General features: G+C 71.7%; 15 protein-coding genes and 1 tRNA gene. 14 read left to right on the top strand and 2 right to left on the bottom strand.

What is annotated here, in order from left to right; translation table 11 throughout:
- Positions 1–14 precede the first annotated feature (14 nt).
- The gene (locus tag AB0F11_RS08840; protein ID WP_362169872.1) at positions 15–2,894 is read right to left on the bottom strand and encodes a CDP-glycerol glycerophosphotransferase family protein; all 2,880 of its coding nucleotides are present in this window, start codon (positions 2,892–2,894) and stop codon (positions 15–17) included.
- Between the two features lie 158 nt (positions 2,895–3,052).
- On the opposite strand from AB0F11_RS08840, the gene AB0F11_RS08835 reads away from it, so the two are divergent.
- From AB0F11_RS08835 to AB0F11_RS08805, 7 genes are all read left to right on the top strand, one after another.
- Complete coding sequence (locus AB0F11_RS08835) at positions 3,053–4,123, top strand: glycosyltransferase family 2 protein (RefSeq protein WP_362169870.1); 1,071 nt, start codon at positions 3,053–3,055, stop codon at positions 4,121–4,123.
- Between the two features lie 3 nt (positions 4,124–4,126).
- The gene (locus AB0F11_RS08830) at positions 4,127–4,552 is read left to right on the top strand and encodes a GtrA family protein (protein ID WP_362169868.1); all 426 of its coding nucleotides are present in this window, start codon (positions 4,127–4,129) and stop codon (positions 4,550–4,552) included.
- Positions 4,553–4,654: 102 nt separating this feature from the next.
- A complete protein-coding gene (gene proB, locus AB0F11_RS08825; protein ID WP_362169866.1) occupies positions 4,655–5,782 on the top strand; it encodes a glutamate 5-kinase in 1,128 nt (375 codons plus the stop codon).
- A 93-nt stretch (positions 5,783–5,875) separates the two neighbouring features.
- Entirely contained in the window at positions 5,876–6,271 is a 396-nt protein-coding gene (locus AB0F11_RS08820) for a hypothetical protein (protein ID WP_361909593.1), read from the top strand.
- Between the two features lie 262 nt (positions 6,272–6,533).
- Positions 6,534–7,811 (top strand): glutamate-5-semialdehyde dehydrogenase, encoded by a 1,278-nt coding sequence (locus AB0F11_RS08815; protein WP_362169864.1) that lies wholly within the window; start codon positions 6,534–6,536, stop codon positions 7,809–7,811.
- 77 nt (positions 7,812–7,888) lie between these two features.
- Positions 7,889–8,446: a hypothetical protein gene (locus AB0F11_RS08810; RefSeq protein WP_362169862.1), complete on the top strand. Its 558-nt coding sequence runs from the start codon at positions 7,889–7,891 to the stop codon at positions 8,444–8,446.
- Positions 8,447–8,513: 67 nt separating this feature from the next.
- Positions 8,514–9,659, top strand: a complete 1,146-nt coding sequence (locus AB0F11_RS08805) for a hypothetical protein (RefSeq protein WP_362169860.1) — start codon at positions 8,514–8,516, stop codon at positions 9,657–9,659.
- Here the strand turns inward: AB0F11_RS08805 and AB0F11_RS08800 are convergent.
- Positions 9,643–10,734, bottom strand: coding sequence for a M48 family metallopeptidase (locus AB0F11_RS08800; protein ID WP_362169858.1), 1,092 nt, complete (start codon positions 10,732–10,734; stop codon positions 9,643–9,645). The genes AB0F11_RS08805 and AB0F11_RS08800 overlap by 17 nt on opposite strands.
- 141 nt (positions 10,735–10,875) lie before the next feature.
- Between AB0F11_RS08800 and AB0F11_RS08795 the strand changes: the two genes are divergently transcribed.
- The 7 genes from AB0F11_RS08795 (at position 10,876) to AB0F11_RS08765 (ending at position 15,301) form a co-directional block, all read left to right on the top strand.
- Positions 10,876–11,043: a hypothetical protein gene (locus tag AB0F11_RS08795; RefSeq protein ID WP_361905356.1), complete on the top strand. Its 168-nt coding sequence runs from the start codon at positions 10,876–10,878 to the stop codon at positions 11,041–11,043.
- Positions 11,044–11,110: 67 nt separating this feature from the next.
- Positions 11,111–11,728: a nicotinate-nucleotide adenylyltransferase gene (gene nadD / locus AB0F11_RS08790; RefSeq protein WP_362169856.1), complete on the top strand. Its 618-nt coding sequence runs from the start codon at positions 11,111–11,113 to the stop codon at positions 11,726–11,728.
- Positions 11,729–11,753: 25 nt separating this feature from the next.
- Entirely contained in the window at positions 11,754–13,496 is a 1,743-nt protein-coding gene (locus tag AB0F11_RS08785; protein WP_362169854.1) for an LCP family protein, read from the top strand.
- Positions 13,497–13,627: 131 nt separating this feature from the next.
- Entirely contained in the window at positions 13,628–14,074 is a 447-nt protein-coding gene (rsfS, locus tag AB0F11_RS08780) for a ribosome silencing factor (protein WP_362169852.1), read from the top strand.
- Positions 14,071–14,739: a histidine phosphatase family protein gene (locus AB0F11_RS08775; protein WP_362169978.1), complete on the top strand. Its 669-nt coding sequence runs from the start codon at positions 14,071–14,073 to the stop codon at positions 14,737–14,739. Before rsfS ends, AB0F11_RS08775 begins: the two co-directional genes overlap by 4 nt.
- A gap of 111 nt (positions 14,740–14,850) precedes the next feature.
- Positions 14,851–14,923 (top strand) — tRNA-Ala (locus tag AB0F11_RS08770).
- A 144-nt stretch (positions 14,924–15,067) separates the two neighbouring features.
- Positions 15,068–15,301, top strand: coding sequence for a hypothetical protein (locus AB0F11_RS08765; RefSeq protein ID WP_008738908.1), 234 nt, complete (start codon positions 15,068–15,070; stop codon positions 15,299–15,301).
- Positions 15,302–15,508: the final 207 nt, after the last annotated feature.

The raw sequence follows: 15,508 nt of genomic DNA, 5'->3' as shown, positions 1-15,508 counted from the left end.
GGCGGTCTGCTGGCTCACTTGCCGCTCCTGGTGAAGAACTTCTCGACGATCTGGCGGGCGGCGTCCCCGCGGTCGTATTCGCCGAACTCGGCGAGGAAGCGCTGGCGCGCCTGCGCGTACTTGGCGTCCGCCTCGTCGAACGCGGCGACGGCCTGGAAGAGTTCGTCGGCCGTGGCGACCACGGGGCCGGGGGCCTTCTCCTTCAGGTCGAAGTACGTGCCGCGGATGTCGCCCGCGTACTTCTCGTAGTCGTACGCGAAGAACAGCATCGGCCGGTCCAGGACCGCGTAGTCGAACATCACGGACGAGTAGTCGGTGACGAGCCCGTCGGCGAGCGCGAGCAGCGGCGTGATGTCGTGGTGCCCGGACACGTCGATGACGCGGCCCTCGACCGACGGCGGCAGGGTGACGCTGTTGAGGTAGTGGGTGCGCACGAGCAGCGTGAAGCGGTCGCCGAGCCGGTCGGCGAACTCCTCCACGTCGAAGGGGAACTCGAAGCCCTCCACCGTGCCGTCCGCGCCCGCCCGGAACGTGGGCGCGTACAGCAGGATCCTCTTGTCCGGGTCGATGCCCAGCTCGGCGGCGAGCGGTCCGCGGACCCGCTCCCCGCTCTGCGTCTCGGCCCGGTGCGCCTCGACGAGGGCGTCGTTGCGCGGGTAGCCGGCGCGCAGCAGCACCTCGTCGCGCAGGCGGAAGCCCTTGGCGAGGGTGCGCACGTCGTGCTCGGAGCGGACCAGGAAGTGGTCGAAGCGGTTCACGGCCGCCTGGAAGCGGTCCTGGGCCGGGCGGCCCTGGGCCTTGGTGCGCGGCTCGTGGAAGCCCATCCGCTTGAGCGCGGAGCCGTGCCAGGTCTGGATGTACGTGGTCCCCGGGCGCTTGGTCAGGGCCAGCGGGAAGCCCTGGTTGTCGACCCAGTACTCGGCCTGCGCGAGCGCGCGCAGGTACGGCCAGCTCCAGCGCTTGACCAGGGTGGCCTCCTTGGGGAAGCCGGTGGGCTTGGCGCCCGCGTAGGACCAGATCGCCTCGAAGGGGGCGCCCTGGCGGACCATCTCCTCGTAGATCGCCTTGGGGCTGTCGCTGTACTGCTTGCCCATGTGGCTCTCGAAGACGACCGTGCCCTTCTTGATCGGCAGCTTCGAGAAGACCTCGTGGTAGACCTTCACCTTCTGCTCGCCCGAGCCGAGGTTGCGGCGGGCGCGCAGGGCCCTGCGCAGGCTGCGCTTGACCACGCCGGCGGCCTTGCCGTGCATGGCACCGCTGATCAGGGCCTGGGTGCGCACGGCGGCGGGGCCCTCGGCGGTCAGGACGTAGGAGAGGTTGCCCTTCTTGGTCACCTCCGGCTCGAAGCGGTCGGAGACCAGCCGGGTCAGGCGCGGCCGCACGCGCAGCCGGGCTGCGGACTCCAGGTCGACGCCGCCGACGGAGACGCGGGTGGTGAGGCGGTCGTCGCCCGCGGTGAGCTTGAGGCGCACGTCCCAGACGGCGTCGATGATGCCGAGGGGGCGCACGGTGCTGCCGATGTCGGCCGTGGCCGTCCACTCGATCGTGTCGCCGGCGTGGCGCACGGTTGCCGCCGGGAAGCTGAAGGAGCGCACGCCGATCTGACGGCGGGCCCGGAACTCCAGGGTGGCCTTCAGGTCGGTGTCCGGGGTGATCCGGCCCAGCGGGTTCACGACTGCGCCGGACAGGGTGACGGTGCCGCGGCCGTCGTCCTCGTACGAGGTCAGGCGGTTGCCCAGGACGAGTGAGGTGAGCGGGGCGGTGTGGAAGCCCTGCTCGGTGACGTCCAGTATCCGGCGGGCCTCGGTGTCGGCCGGGTCGTCGACGTGGGCGGCGCACCAGTACACGCGCCCGTCGCGCTCGGCGAGCGGCGAGGTCAGCCGCCCCTTGTTCGTCATCGCGTCGGCGGCCGGGAGCAGGTTGTCCCAGTCCTCCTTGCCGAGCAGGTAGGCGCAGATGGCCTGGAGGTGGGTGACGTTCTCGTACGCGGCCGGGTCGATGCCGGCCAGGTAGCCGTTGGCGAGGCGGGCGAACTCCTGGCGGTACGCGTCGCCCAGCAGGGGCAGGTCGCGCAGGTGCAGCACCAGGTCGTGCTTGAGGAACTTGGCGTCCTTGGCCGTCTTGATGTCGGTGTGGCCGTGGGCGGCGAGCAGCTCGTCGACGCGGCGGTGGATCTCCATCCGGTGGACGAAGTTCGCGATCTCGTGGCGCCGGTTGCTGATCGACTTCGCCGCGGCCTTCTCGACCACGTTCCAGTAGTAGACGTGGTTGGGGATCAGGGTGATGCGGCGGGCGGCCACGTAGGCCTGGGCGGAGAAGAGCAGGTCCTCGTAGTGGATGCCGACCGGGAACTCCAGGCCCTGCTCCAGCAGGAACGAGCGCCGGTAGCACTTGTTGGTGGAGAGGGTGTCGTAGACCAGCAGGTCGGGGTACTCGGTGATCGACTCCAGGGTGCGGGTGCGGGAGTAGATCCAGGGGTACCACTCGGTGGTCTTGCCCCAGCGGTTGTCGAGGTGCACGCGCACGCACATGCCGGACACCAGGTCGGAGCCGGTCCGCTCGGCGGCGTCCAGCATGTTCCGGCAGGCGTTGCGCTCGAGCACGTCGTCGCTGTCCAGGAACATCACGTAGGTGCCGGTCGCCTGCCGGATGCCGTGGTTGCGGGGGGCGCCGCAGCCGCCGCTGTTCTCGGGCAGGCGGAAGGCGCGCACCCGGCCCGGGTGTGCGGCTTCGAGCTCCTGGGCGACCGCGTACGACCGGTCCTTGCTGCAGTCGTCGACGATCACGACTTCGACCCCGTGCAGGGTCTGGTCCAAAACCGACCGGACGGCTGTCGGCAGACGCTCTGCGTCGTTGTAGACGATGACGACCACGGAGACGTCAGGCACGTGCACCTCGATCCCTTCGTTCCATTCCGCTTAACCCGTCAAAGCTACCGTGTGTCGCGCTCGGCTCCGGCAGTCCGACCCTCGGCGTGCATACTTCTAAGGAAGAGGTGTGTGGCGGGTCCGGTCGCCGACAATCACCCGTTCGGACCCAGCAGGAAGTGTTCATGACGAAGCTGTCCGTAGTAGTGCCCTGCTACAACGAAGAAGCCGTGATCGACAGCTTCGACGCGGAGATCCGCAGGGTCCTGGACTCCCTGCCCGTCGACTACGAAGTGTGCTACGTCGACGACGGCAGCCGGGACGGCACCCTCGCCAAGCTCCGCCGAATCGCCGCCGAGCACGGGGAGCGCACCCGGTACGTCTCCTTCAGCCGCAACTTCGGCAAGGAGGCCGGCATGCTCGCCGGCCTGCGCGAGGCCACCGGCGACGCCGTCGTGATCATGGACGCGGACCTCCAGCACCCCCCGGAGCTCATCGCGACCATGCTCGACTACTACCGGCAGGGCCACGACCAGATCATCGCCCGCCGCACCCGCGAGGGCGACAAGAAGGTCCGCTCCGCACTCAGCCGCCTCTACTACCGCGGCGTGAACCGCTGGGTCGACGTGGAGCTCACCGACGGCGTCGGCGACTTCCGCCTGCTGTCGCGGCCCGCGGTGGACGCGCTGCTGTCGCTGCCCGAGTACAACCGCTTCTCCAAGGGCCTCTTCTCCTGGATCGGCTTCGACACCGTCCACTTCGACTACCGCAACGCGCAGCGCGAGGCCGGCGAGACCAAGTGGAAGTTCGGCTCGCTGCTGAACTACGCCATGGACGGGCTGATCTCGTTCAACAACCGGCCGCTGCGGATCGGTATCTGGGCGGGCGTGTCGCTGGTGGCGCTGACCGCCCTGTACGCGGTGTGGATCGCGGTCGCGGCCATGACCAACGGGGTCGACGCACCCGGGTACGTCACCCTCGTGGCCATCATCGTCGGCATCGGCGGCGTACAGATGATCATGCTGGGCCTGATCGGCGAGTACATCGGGCGCATCTACTACGAGACCAAGCGCCGGCCGCACTTCCTGGTCAAGGAGGCGCACGGCGCCGACGCCCAGGGCCGGCCCAAGGCGGGCGCGGTGGGAGGCGCCGCGGACGTGCGCGACGAGCGCGAGCGCGGCGGCCTCGCCGCCTCTGCTCCCGCCTCCGGCTCGGCCGCCAGGGCAACCGTTTCCGCCGAGCATGAGGCCCGCTGACCTATGAAGGACCAGCTCGGACAGATCGTCCGCTTCGGCCTCGTCGGCGCCGTCAACACCGGCACCTTCTTCGGCATCTACCTGCTCCTGCACCCGTGGATGCCGTACTTCCTCGCCTACACCCTGGCCTTCCTGCTGGCGATGGTCGGCTCGTTCTTCATGAACACCTACTTCACCTACCGCACCCGGCCCACGTGGAAGAAGTTCCTGCTCTTCCCGCTGACCAACATCACGAACTACGTGATCCAGTCGGTCGGGCTCTACGCCCTGGTGACCTGGGCCGGCCTGGACACCCGCATCGCGCCGCTCGTCGCGGCCGTCGTCGCCATCCCCTTCACCTTCCTGCTCTCCCGCAAGATCCTCGTTCCGGGGCGCGGTGCCGGGGCGGGTGCGGAGGCCGCGGCGGAGCCGACCGAGTCCAGGGTCTGAAACCCCCGAGCGTCCCTCTCGGCCCACCCCGTAGATTGAGACGGCGAGCGGGCGCAGAGGCCTGCGCAGCAGGACATGACGGCAAGGGGCAAGGGGACAGACGTGTCAGCGGCTAGGCAGGGTGTCGTGGACGCCCGCAGGATCGTGGTCAAGGTCGGCTCCTCCTCCCTGACCACGGCGGCCGGCGGACTCGACGCCGACCGGGTGGACGCACTGGTCGACGTCCTCGCCAAGGCCCGCAGCGGCGGCGAGAAGGAGATCGTCCTCGTCTCGTCCGGCGCCATCGCCGCCGGACTCTCCCCGCTCGGCCTGGCCCGCCGTCCCAAGGGCCTGGCCCGCCAGCAGGCCGCCGCCAGCGTCGGCCAGGGCCTCCTCGTCGCCCGGTACACCGCCTCCTTCGCCCGCTACGGCGTCCGCGTCGGCCAGGTGTTGCTCACCACCGACGACACCAGCCGGCGCGCCCACTACCGCAACGCGTACCGGACCCTGGACCAGCTCCTGGCCATGGGCGCCCTGCCCGTCGTCAACGAGAACGACACCGTTGCCACGGACGAGATCCGCTTCGGCGACAACGACCGGCTCGCCGCCCTCGTCGCCCACCTGGTCCGCGCCGACCTCCTCGTCCTGCTCTCCGACGTGGACGGCCTGTACGACGGCGACCCCTCGCTGCCCGGCACCACCCGCATCGGCGAGGTCCGCGGCCCCGAGGACATCGCCCACGTCTCGATCGGCAGCGCCGGCAAGGCGGGCGTCGGCACCGGCGGCATGGTCACCAAGGTCGAGGCGGCCCGGATCGCCGCGGCCGCCGGCATCCCCGTCGTCCTCACCTCCGCCAGCCAGGCGGCCGACGCCCTGGCCGGGCGCGGCACCGGCACCTTCTTCCACGCCACGGGCCGCCGCTCCGCGGACCGGCTGCTGTGGCTCCAGCACGCGTCGACCCCGCAGGGGCACCTGGTGCTCGACGACGGCGCCGTCGCGGCGGTCACCGAGCGCGGCAGCTCCCTGCTGCCCGCCGGCATCGCGGCCGTCGAGGGCGACTTCGTCGCCGGCGACCCGGTCGAGCTGCGGGCGGCCGACGGGCGCGCCGTGGCCCGGGGCCTGGTCAACTTCGACGCCAAGGAGCTCCCGCAGCTCCTCGGCCGCTCCACCCGCGAGCTGGCCCGGGAACTCGGCCCTGAGTATGAGCGCGAGGTCGTCCACAGGGACGATCTGGTCCTGCTGCAGGGCTGAGGTTCTGCAAAACCGCCGCGCGGCGGGCCGGGGACTGGTCAACTGTGAGCGGCGGACACGCCGGCGGCAGGACGTGGTGCAGACAGGAGGCGGCTGGTGAGACGAGCCCTGACCAGCATCAACGGCGGCGGGGACGAGCCGGATGAGGTCTCCCGCCTGTGGCACGTCACCCTGAGCGTCTCCGGCAAGCCGGCGCCGCTGGGCGAGGTGCGGCGCGGGCTGGAACAACTGGCCCACGACCACCCCTTCCTGCTGACCAGCAGGTACGCGGACGACCATGCGGAGATCCGGTACTGGGAGGAGGCGCGCGACCTCCACGACGCGGCGGCGGTCGCCCTGCGGCTGTGGGGCGAGCACCGGTCGTCCGCGCAGCTCCCGCCGTGGGAGATCGTCGGGCTGGAGGTCATCGACCGCGCGACGTACCACCTCCGCGTGGCGGAGGGCTACGGCCCACCCCCGGCCCACCCGGTGGGCGTCCACCCGTACTGACTCCTTTTCCCCGCGCTCAAACGCCGCGCGGGGTGGGTCTTCCAGCCTCGCCGGCGTTTGAGGCGCGGGGGTCCGGGGCGGGGTCCCGATCTTTGAGCCCCGCCGGCGATTGAGGCGTTTCGGGAAGGGGCGGGGTGGGGGAGCGGCTCCGCGCAGCGGGGCATGGCCGGGCCGCGGGCCGACGGGTCGGCGGGCCGGCGGGGTGTCTCGCGGGGTGGAAACCCCGGTCGGGCCCCGGGGGCCGGGGATTACCCTGGGCGGCATGACCTCGCTCGATGCCACCGCCTCCCCCGTCCAGGCCACCGCCCACCGCGCCCGCACCGCCGCCGCGACCCTGGCCCCGCTCCCGCGGTCCGCCAAGGACACCGCGCTGCTGGCGATCGCCGACGCGCTGGAGGCCCGTACGGCCGAGATCGTCACCGCCAACGCCGTCGACACCGACAAGGCCCGCGCCGCCGGCACCAGCGAGACCGTCATCGACCGGCTCACCCTCACCCCGGAGCGGGTCGCCGCCATCGCCTCCGACGTGCGCGACGTCGCCACCCTCCCCGACCCGGTCGGCGAGGTGGTCCGCGGCTCCACCCTCCCCAACGGCATCGACCTGCGCCAGGTCCGCGTCCCGCTCGGCGTCGTCGGCATCATCTACGAGGCCCGCCCCAACGTCACCGTCGACGCCGCCGCCCTCTGCCTGAAGTCCGGCAACGCTGTCCTGCTGCGCGGCAGCTCCTCCGCGTACGCCTCCAACACGGCCCTCGTCGCCATCCTCCGCGACGCCGTCGAGTCGGCCGGGCTGCCCGCAGACGCGATCCAGCTGGTCCCCGGCGAGTCCCGCGACTCCGTCCGCGAGCTGATGCGCGCCCGCGGCCTCGTCGACGTCCTCATCCCGCGCGGCGGCGCCTCCCTCATCAAGACCGTCGTCGAGGAGTCCATCGTCCCGGTCATCGAGACCGGTACCGGCAACTGCCACGTCTACGTGGACGCGCAGGCCGACCTCGGCATGGCCGTGGAGATCCTGGTCAACTCCAAGGCGCAGCGCCCCTCCGTCTGCAACGCCGCCGAGACCCTCCTCGTCCACCGCGAGATCGCCGACGCCTTCCTGCCGCTCGCCCTCGACGCGCTCGCCGACGCCGGCGTCACCGTCCACGGCGACGAGCGCGTCCTGGCCGCCGCCGAGGACTCCAAGGTCACCGCCGTGCCCGCGACCGACGAGGACTGGGCGGCCGAGTACCTCTCCTACGACATCGCCGCCGGCGTCGTGGACTCCCTCGACGACGCCGTCGCCCACATCCGCCGCTGGACCTCCGGCCACACCGAGGCGATCGTCACCACCTCGCAGGCCGCCGCCCGCCGCTTCACCCAGCTGGTCGACTCGACCACGGTCGCCGTGAACGCGTCCACCCGGTTCACCGACGGTGGCCAGTTCGGCTTCGGCGCGGAGATCGGCATCTCCACCCAGAAGCTGCACGCCCGCGGCCCCATGGGCCTGCCGGAGCTCACGTCCACCAAGTACATCGTCACCGGCGACGGTCACACCCGGTAGTCGCCCTCCCCACACCGGGTGGCCGGATTTCGGCGTTCACCCTGCCCAAACCAGCCCCCCAGGTCTACGCTGTTGCCGTGCCGGACGACGTGGGGGGCAAGATCCCGGACAACGGGGAGCCCGACGACGACCGCGGAGGCGCGGATCAGGACTTCGCCTCCGTGGTGTTCGACGAGGACTTCGTCCGGGCCGCAGCGATCCATGAGCCCAGCGCCGCCGAGCGCCAGCGCGCCGCCGACCGGGCGCGCGCCGAGGCCGAGGCCGCCCGCGCCGTCGCCGGCGGCTGGACCTCCGACGAGGACTACGACCCGTACGGCTACGGCCGCCCCGACGGGTACGGCATCGACGAGCCCGGCTGGGACCACGTCCATGCCCCCGGCTGCCCCGACGGCCCGTACGGGGCCTACGGCGGCAGCCTGCGCCCGTACCGCGGCCGCTCCCCGTGGCTGCGCCCGGTCGCCTGGGTCCTCGCGTTCGTGATGGGCCTCGGCATGGTCGCCCTGGCCTTCAGCGCGGTCTACCGCAGCGCCTCCAGCAAGGCCGAGCCCGCTCCCGCTCCCGCCCCCGCCAGCACCCCGCTCACCGAAGTCACCGGCGCCGGGGCGTTTATGGACCGCGTCGGCCGCCAACCCTGAAGGTACGACCCCACTTCCGTTCGCCGGAGCCGGGGGCTTCTCTGAAGCGGGGACAGCGGGAGAAGCGATGGCCGTGCCAGCAGATCCACCCGACAACACCCCCGACGGTCTCGGCGGGGGCGACGAGGAATTCCGGTCGGACGAGTACCGGTCGGTGGTGTTCGACGAGGACTTCGTACGGGCTGCCCGCCTCCAGGAGTACTCGGCCCAGGAGCGCATGGGTGAGCACGCCCGGGCCGTCCGCAGCCGCTCCATCTGGTCCGGCAGCGGACCCTCCCGGCCCCGGACCGGCACCCCGAGCCGTGCCGCCCGCCAGGGCATGATGCTCGTGCTGCTCATCGCGGTGGCCTTCGCCGCGGCCGTCTACATGGGCCTGCGGAACCCGGCCACGCCCCTGCCCGACAGTCACACCGACCCGCTGAGCAGCACCGTCGTCCCGCTCGCACCGGCCGGCCCGGTGCCCGGCGGGCGGCCCGCCGACCTGTTCGCCCAGAGCCCGGCGGCCGACTACCGCGTCGGCGCGGCCGGGGTCACCCTGCCCGCCGCCCGCCGCACCCACCACTTCACCGAGGGCCAGGTCGTCACCGCCCTGTCCATCGCCAAGGACTACCTGGTGCAGTCCTCGCTGGACCCGGACGTCCTGGCCGGCGCCGCCACCCGGCCGGTGCGGGTCCTGCTCGACCCCGACCAACTGGCCCAGTTCGACCGCAGCATGACCTCGCCCTCCGGCGACGGCCGCCACGCGGCCACCGGCTGGCTGGTCCGCTTCGACCAGAACACCGCCGTCGTCGCCGACTCGCGGGTCCGGGTGAACGGGGCCCTGACCTACCAGGAGGTCTCCCCGGACGTGCTGGAGGTCGTCACGGACCACACCTTCGTGTACGCCGTACGCCCGGCCACCGGGGCGCCCGCCCCCGCGGACGGGGCCTCGCTCTTCACCGTCCGCCGCGAGCTGCGGCTGCGCTTCGACCGGGAGGACCTCACGGCCCGCCGGGCGGAGCTGGCCGCCGCCTACGTGATGGCCGGTCCGCAGGACTGCTCCGCCGAGCCCGCAGAGAGCTTCCGCCCGCTCCTGGCCGGCGCCGGGCCCACCACGGTCGGCCCGGCCGCGAGCGACCCGTACGCCAGTGGCCACCCCCGCCGCACCGCAGGACTGTGCGGGGTACTGGCTCCGGAGGCGGGTGCGGCGCCTCCGGTCAGCCCTGCTCCGTAGCGCCCGCGCCGCCGGCGGCAGCGGAGCCCCCGGGAGAGCCGGCCGCCGCGCCGCTGCCGCCCGTGAACCGGTCCCGCAGCTTCCCGCCCAGGTCGGCCGTGCCGCCCGCGATATCGCCCACCAGCTTCATCAGCGGGTCCTTGCTGGTGCGCACCGAGTCGGCGTAGTGCGCGGCCGACTGGCGGAAGGAGTCCGAGACCGACGCGTCCTTGTCCTCGTCGCGCCGCGGGTAGTGGCCGTCCATGATCCGCTGGAAGTCCCGGCTCTGCGACCACTTCTTCAGCTCGGCCGCCCGCACCGTGGTGAAGGGATGCGTCCGCGGCAGCATGTTGAGGATCTTCAGGACGGAGTCGCGCAGATCGCCGCTCGCCTCGTACTCCTCGGCCTGGGCCAGGAAGGAGTCCACGTTCATCTCGTGGAGGTGGTTGCCGCCCGCGATCTTCATCAGCCCGCGCATCGAGGCCTGCACGTCCTGCCCGACCAGCAGGCCCGCCCGGTCCGCCGACAGCTCCGACTTGCGGAACCACTCCCGCAGCGCCGTCACGATCGCCGTGATCGCCACCGTGCCCAGCGGGATCCACGCCACCTTCAGCGCCAGGTTCGTCAGGAACAGCAGCACCGTGCGGTACACGGAGTGCCCCGACAGCGCGTGGCCCACCTCGTGGCCCACGACCGCCCGCATCTCCTCCTCGTCCAGCAGCTCCACCAGGCCCGTGGTCACCACGATGATCGGCTCGTCCAGCCCGATGCACATCGCGTTCGGCTTCGGGTCCTGCTGCACGTACATCTGCGGGACCTGCTCCAGGTCCAGCACGTAACAGGCGTCCCGCAGCATCGCGTACAGGTGCGGGAACTGCATCTCGCCCACCCGCACCGAGTCCGACAGGAACAGCAGCCGCAGGCTGCGCTCCGGCAGCAGCCCGCTCAGGGCCTTGAACACCGTGTCGAACCCGGTCAGCTTGCGCAGCGCCACCAGCGCCGAGCGGTCCGCCGGATGCTCGTACGCCCGCGAGGAGATGCCCTCGAACCGCCTGCGCTCCCGCGCCGGCACCTTCTCGAAACCCGTACCGCCCATGACGCCTCCCCCTTGATCGGCCAGCGTGCTTGCTGCGTCTATCCTCTCCAACGCCTGAGTCGGCGCGAGCGTGCCCCAGGCCCCCGCATACGATGTGAGCGAAGTCTCCGCCCGCTCCCCGACCCGATAGGTACCTGCCTGATGAGCCTCACCTCCACCGCCCACAACCTGGTGCTCCTCGCATCGGAGGGCACCGAGCAGCACGGCGGCAACCACGACAGCCTGAACCCGTACCTGACCGGCGGCGGCGCCTTCGTCGTGCTGCTCCTCATGCTGTGGGTCACCACCCGTCTGAACCGCGACCGCTGACCCGCGCTCGCACAGCCGCTCGCATGCGGGTCCGCACCGCTCCGCCGGGCCAGTAGGCTCTGCGCTCATGGGAGAGCAGGAGATGCCTACCGGCCCGGTCAAGCGCCGGCTCGGCGTGATGGGCGGGACTTTCGACCCGATCCACCACGGACACCTGGTGGCCGCCAGCGAAGTGGCCGCCCTGTTCCACCTCGACGAGGTGGTGTTCGTACCGACCGGCCAGCCGTGGCAGAAGTCGCAGCGTGCCGTGTCGCCCGCGGAGGACCGCTATCTGATGACGGTCATCGCGACGGCCTCGAACCCCCAGTTCTCGGTGAGCCGCATCGACATCGACCGCGGCGGCCCGACGTACACCATCGACACGCTGCGCGACCTGACCGCGCTCAACCCGGACGCGGACCTGTTCTTCATCACCGGCGCCGACGCCCTCGCGCAGATCCTCACCTGGCGCAACGCCGACGAGCTGTTCTCCCTCGCCCACTTCATCGGGGTGACCCGCCCGGGACACCACCTCACCGACGACGGGCTGCCCGAGGGCGGGGTCTCGCTCGTCGAGGTGCCCGCGCTCGCGATCTCCTCCACGGACTGCCGCACGCGGGTGGCCCAGGGCGACCCGGTCTGGTACCTGGTACCCGACGGTGTGGTGCGCTACATCGACAAGCGTGAGCTGTACCGGGGAGCCTGAGCTTCCGGAAGAGAGGGGCCCCGCGGTGAACGACCGACAGGAGCCGTACGACCCGTACGCCGCCCAGGAGCAGCAGCTCATCGGCTACGACGCGTACGGGCAGCCGGTGTACGGCCACGTGCCCGCGCAGCCCGCCGCCCCGCAGGCCCCGCCCCACGGCACGGCGTACGACCAGCAGTACGGCTACGACCCGTCCTACGGCGGGCAGCAGCAGTACTACGCACAGGGGTACGCCCCGCAGGACCACTCCCAGGCCCAGGCCCAGGCCCCGGCCTACGGATACGACACCGGCTACGGGAACGGCTACGACACGGCGCACCTCCAGCAGGCCCGGCAGGCGCCGCAGGCCCAGCCGTGGATCCCGCAGCAGGCCGCCCCGTACCCCGTACAGCAGCAGCCGCAGCCCGGCCAGGGCCCGGAGCAGGATCCCGAGCCGGCACCGGCCCGGAACCGGCAGGTCCCCGAGCCGCGCCGCGCCGCCGACGGCGGGGCAGAGGCCCCGGACTACCGCACCGAGCAGTTCGCCTTCCTCGACCAGCCGGACGAGGAGTCCGAGGACGTCATCGACTGGCTGAAGTTCACCGAGAGCCGCACCGAGCGCCGTGAGGAGGCCCGCCGCCGCGGCCGCAACCGCGTGGTGGCCCTGTTCGTCGTCCTCGCCCTGTTCGTCGTCGGCGGGCTCGGCTGGCTCTGGTACGCGGGCAGGCTGCCCTTCCTCGACGGCCCGGGCAAGGCCGCCAAGACCGCGGCCGCCTCCGGGCCGCAGAAGCGCGACATGATCGTCGTCCACGTCCACAACACCAAGAAGGGCGGCACCTCCACCGCCCTGCTCGTGGACAACGTGACCACGCAGAAGGGCGCCACCGTCCTGCTGCCGAACACCCTCGGCGTGGCCAAGGACGACGGCAGCCCCGCCGCCCTCGGCAAGGCCGTCGAGGAGGGCGGCCTCGGCGTGCGCGAGTCCCTCGACTCGGTGCTCGGCACCCGCATCGGCGGCACCTGGCGCCTGGACACGCCCTTCCTGGAGAACCTGGTCGAGCTGGTCGGCGGCATCGAGGTCGACACCGACACCGCCGTCCCCGCCGACGACGCCGTCAAGGCCCCGGCCGTGGCCCAGGGCGCCAAGCAGCACCTCAGCGGTGCCATGGCCGTCGCCTACGCCATGCACCGGGCCCAGGGCGAGCCCGAGGCCAAGCAGCTGGACCGGCTCGGCAAGGTGCTCTACGGGGTGCTGCGCAAGATCTCGGGCGACCCGAAGGCGGCCACCGTGACGGTGGAGAGCATGGGCCAGATCCTGGACCCGTCCCTGAACGCCCAGGGCCTCGGCACCCTGCTGGCCAGGCTCGGCGAGCACGCGAAGGAGGGCCCCGCCGGCTACCGCACCGACGTGCTCGGCGTGAAACCGGACGGCTCCCTCACGGACGACGCCAACAAGAACGTGGTCAAGGAGGTGCTCGGCGGCAGCTTCACCGCGGCCCCGGCCGGCACCGCACCCCGCGTGGGCCTGCGCGACGCCACCGGGGACGAGAAGACGCAGGTGGCGGCGAGGGCCGCGCTGCTGAACGGCGGCTACACCTTCGTCGACGGCGGCAGGGCCGACCGGACCCAGCCGGCCACGCAGATCACGTACCAGGACGACGCGCAGCGCGCCAAGGCCGTCGAGGTCGCCAAGACGCTCGGCCTGCCGGAGACGGTGGTCAAGAAGGGCGAGAACGCGGTGAACGCCGACGTGGTGGTCACGCTGGGCAAGGACTACAAGCCGTCCTGAACGGCCCGGCCGCGCCCCGAGCGGCCGGCCCCCGGCCCTGCCCCCGCCCGCGCGATCCGTTCCGCGCGGGCGGCGTCGGCGGCACATGAGACCCTTGTAGGGATCTGCCCGCCAACCCGAAAGCATGGCCAGTGACCGCCACGGACCGCTCCATCGAGCTCATCACCACCGCCGCCCAGGCTGCGGCCGACCGGCTCGCGCACGACATCATCGCGTACGACGTCAGCGACGTGCTGTCGATCACCGACGCCTTCCTGCTCGCCTCGGCGCCCAACGACCGCCAGGTCAAGTCGATCGTCGACGAGATCGAGGAGCGCCTCCTCAAGGAGCTCGGCGCCAAGCCGGTGCGCCGCGAGGGAGACCGCGACGCCCGCTGGATCCTGCTCGACTACGTCGACATCGTCGTCCACGTCCAGCACAGCGAGGAGCGGGTCTTCTACGCGCTGGAGCGCCTGTGGAAGGACTGCCCCGAGATCGAGCTGCCCGAGGACGCCAAGCTCACGAAGGGCAAGGCCGAGGAGTACGCGAAGCTGCGCGAGGCCCAGGGCGACGACGAGCTGGACGGTGATCTGTTCTGAGCACCGGTACCGGCACGCCGTCCGGCTCGCGGACCGGCAGGAAGATCGTCCTGTGGCGGCACGGCCAGACGTCGTGGAACCTCGAACGCCGCTTCCAGGGCTCCACGGACATCCCGTTGACCGAGACCGGTGTGGCGCAGGCGCGCCGCGCCGCCCGGCTGCTGGCCTCCCTGCGGCCGGACGCCATCGTCGCCTCCGACCTGATGCGCGCCTCCGCCACGGCCGCCGAGCTGGCCTCCGTGACGGGGCTGCCCGTCGCGCACACCGCCGCGCTGCGCGAGACGTACGCCGGTGAGTGGCAAGGCCTGACCCACGACGAGATCCTCGACAAGCACGGCGAGCAGTACGCGGCCTGGAAGCGCGGCGAGCCCGTCCGCCGCGGCGGCGGCGAGCTGGAGACCGAGGTCGCCGACCGGGCCGCCCCGGTGGTGCTGGAGCACGCCGGACTGCTGCCCGAGGGCGGCACGCTCGTCGTGGTCAGCCACGGCGGCACCATCCGCACCACCATCGGCCGGCTGCTCGGGCTCGAAGCGCACGACTGGGAGAGCCTGGGCGGGCTCTCCAACTGCTGCTGGTCCGTCCTGGGCGAGGGCGCGCGCGGCTGGCGCCTGCTGGAACACAACGCCGGCACGCTGCCGCAACCGGTGCTCGGCGACGACGACTGAGCCCGTCTCAGGGGCCCCGCCACCCGGATTTCACTTTCCGGGTGGTCACAGGCTAGAGTTCTTCTTGTTCGCAGCGCGGAACACCGGAAACGGGGGAGCGAGGCGGAGAGCGGGGCTATAGCTCAGTTGGTAGAGCGCCTGCATGGCATGCAGGAGGTCAGGAGTTCAATTCTCCTTAGCTCCACAATCAGGATCCCGTCCCCAACAGGGGGCGGGATCCTTTGCGTTTGTTCCGTCTGCGCTTGCTGACCTGCCGCGCGCCCGCGTGGCAGAATCGGACGGCCGGAGGGGGAGTCGACGGCCCGACGCGGGAGGGAGTCGCTGACGGATGGGTGCACACCGGCGGCGGTGCGACTGGTGCAACAACGGCACGCCGATCGTGCGGGACATGGACCCGGTCAACCCCGACTACCAGTACTGGTGCGAGGAATGCGCGCGGGCGCTGATCATAAAAGGCGACCCCATCGAGACGTACCGCGAGCTGGAGGGCGAGCCGATCTACGGCCGGCTCCTCGACGAGCACTGCACGCTCAAGCGGTTCTACCAGTTCGCGCGGGCCTAGCAGGGGTCCGGCCCGGCCGTGCCGGGCTGCGACTCGGCCGCGGCTCGCCTGCGGTTCGGCCATGGCTCAGCCGTGGCTCAGCCATGGCTCAGTCATGACGAAACGGGTGAGAACGGGCAAGTCTCCCCATTGGGAAACCCGTTTTTGGACCTGGGCCGGAACCGTGTAATGTTCTGGGTGTCGCCAGGGGGAACCGGCAAGGGAAAC

Source organism: Streptomyces sp. NPDC032472 (assembly GCF_040636955.1).
Classification (GTDB): Bacteria; Actinomycetota; Actinomycetes; order Streptomycetales; family Streptomycetaceae; genus Streptomyces.
The sequence above is the reverse complement of the archived record's forward strand: the minus strand, read 5'-3'. Positions and strand labels throughout refer to the sequence as shown.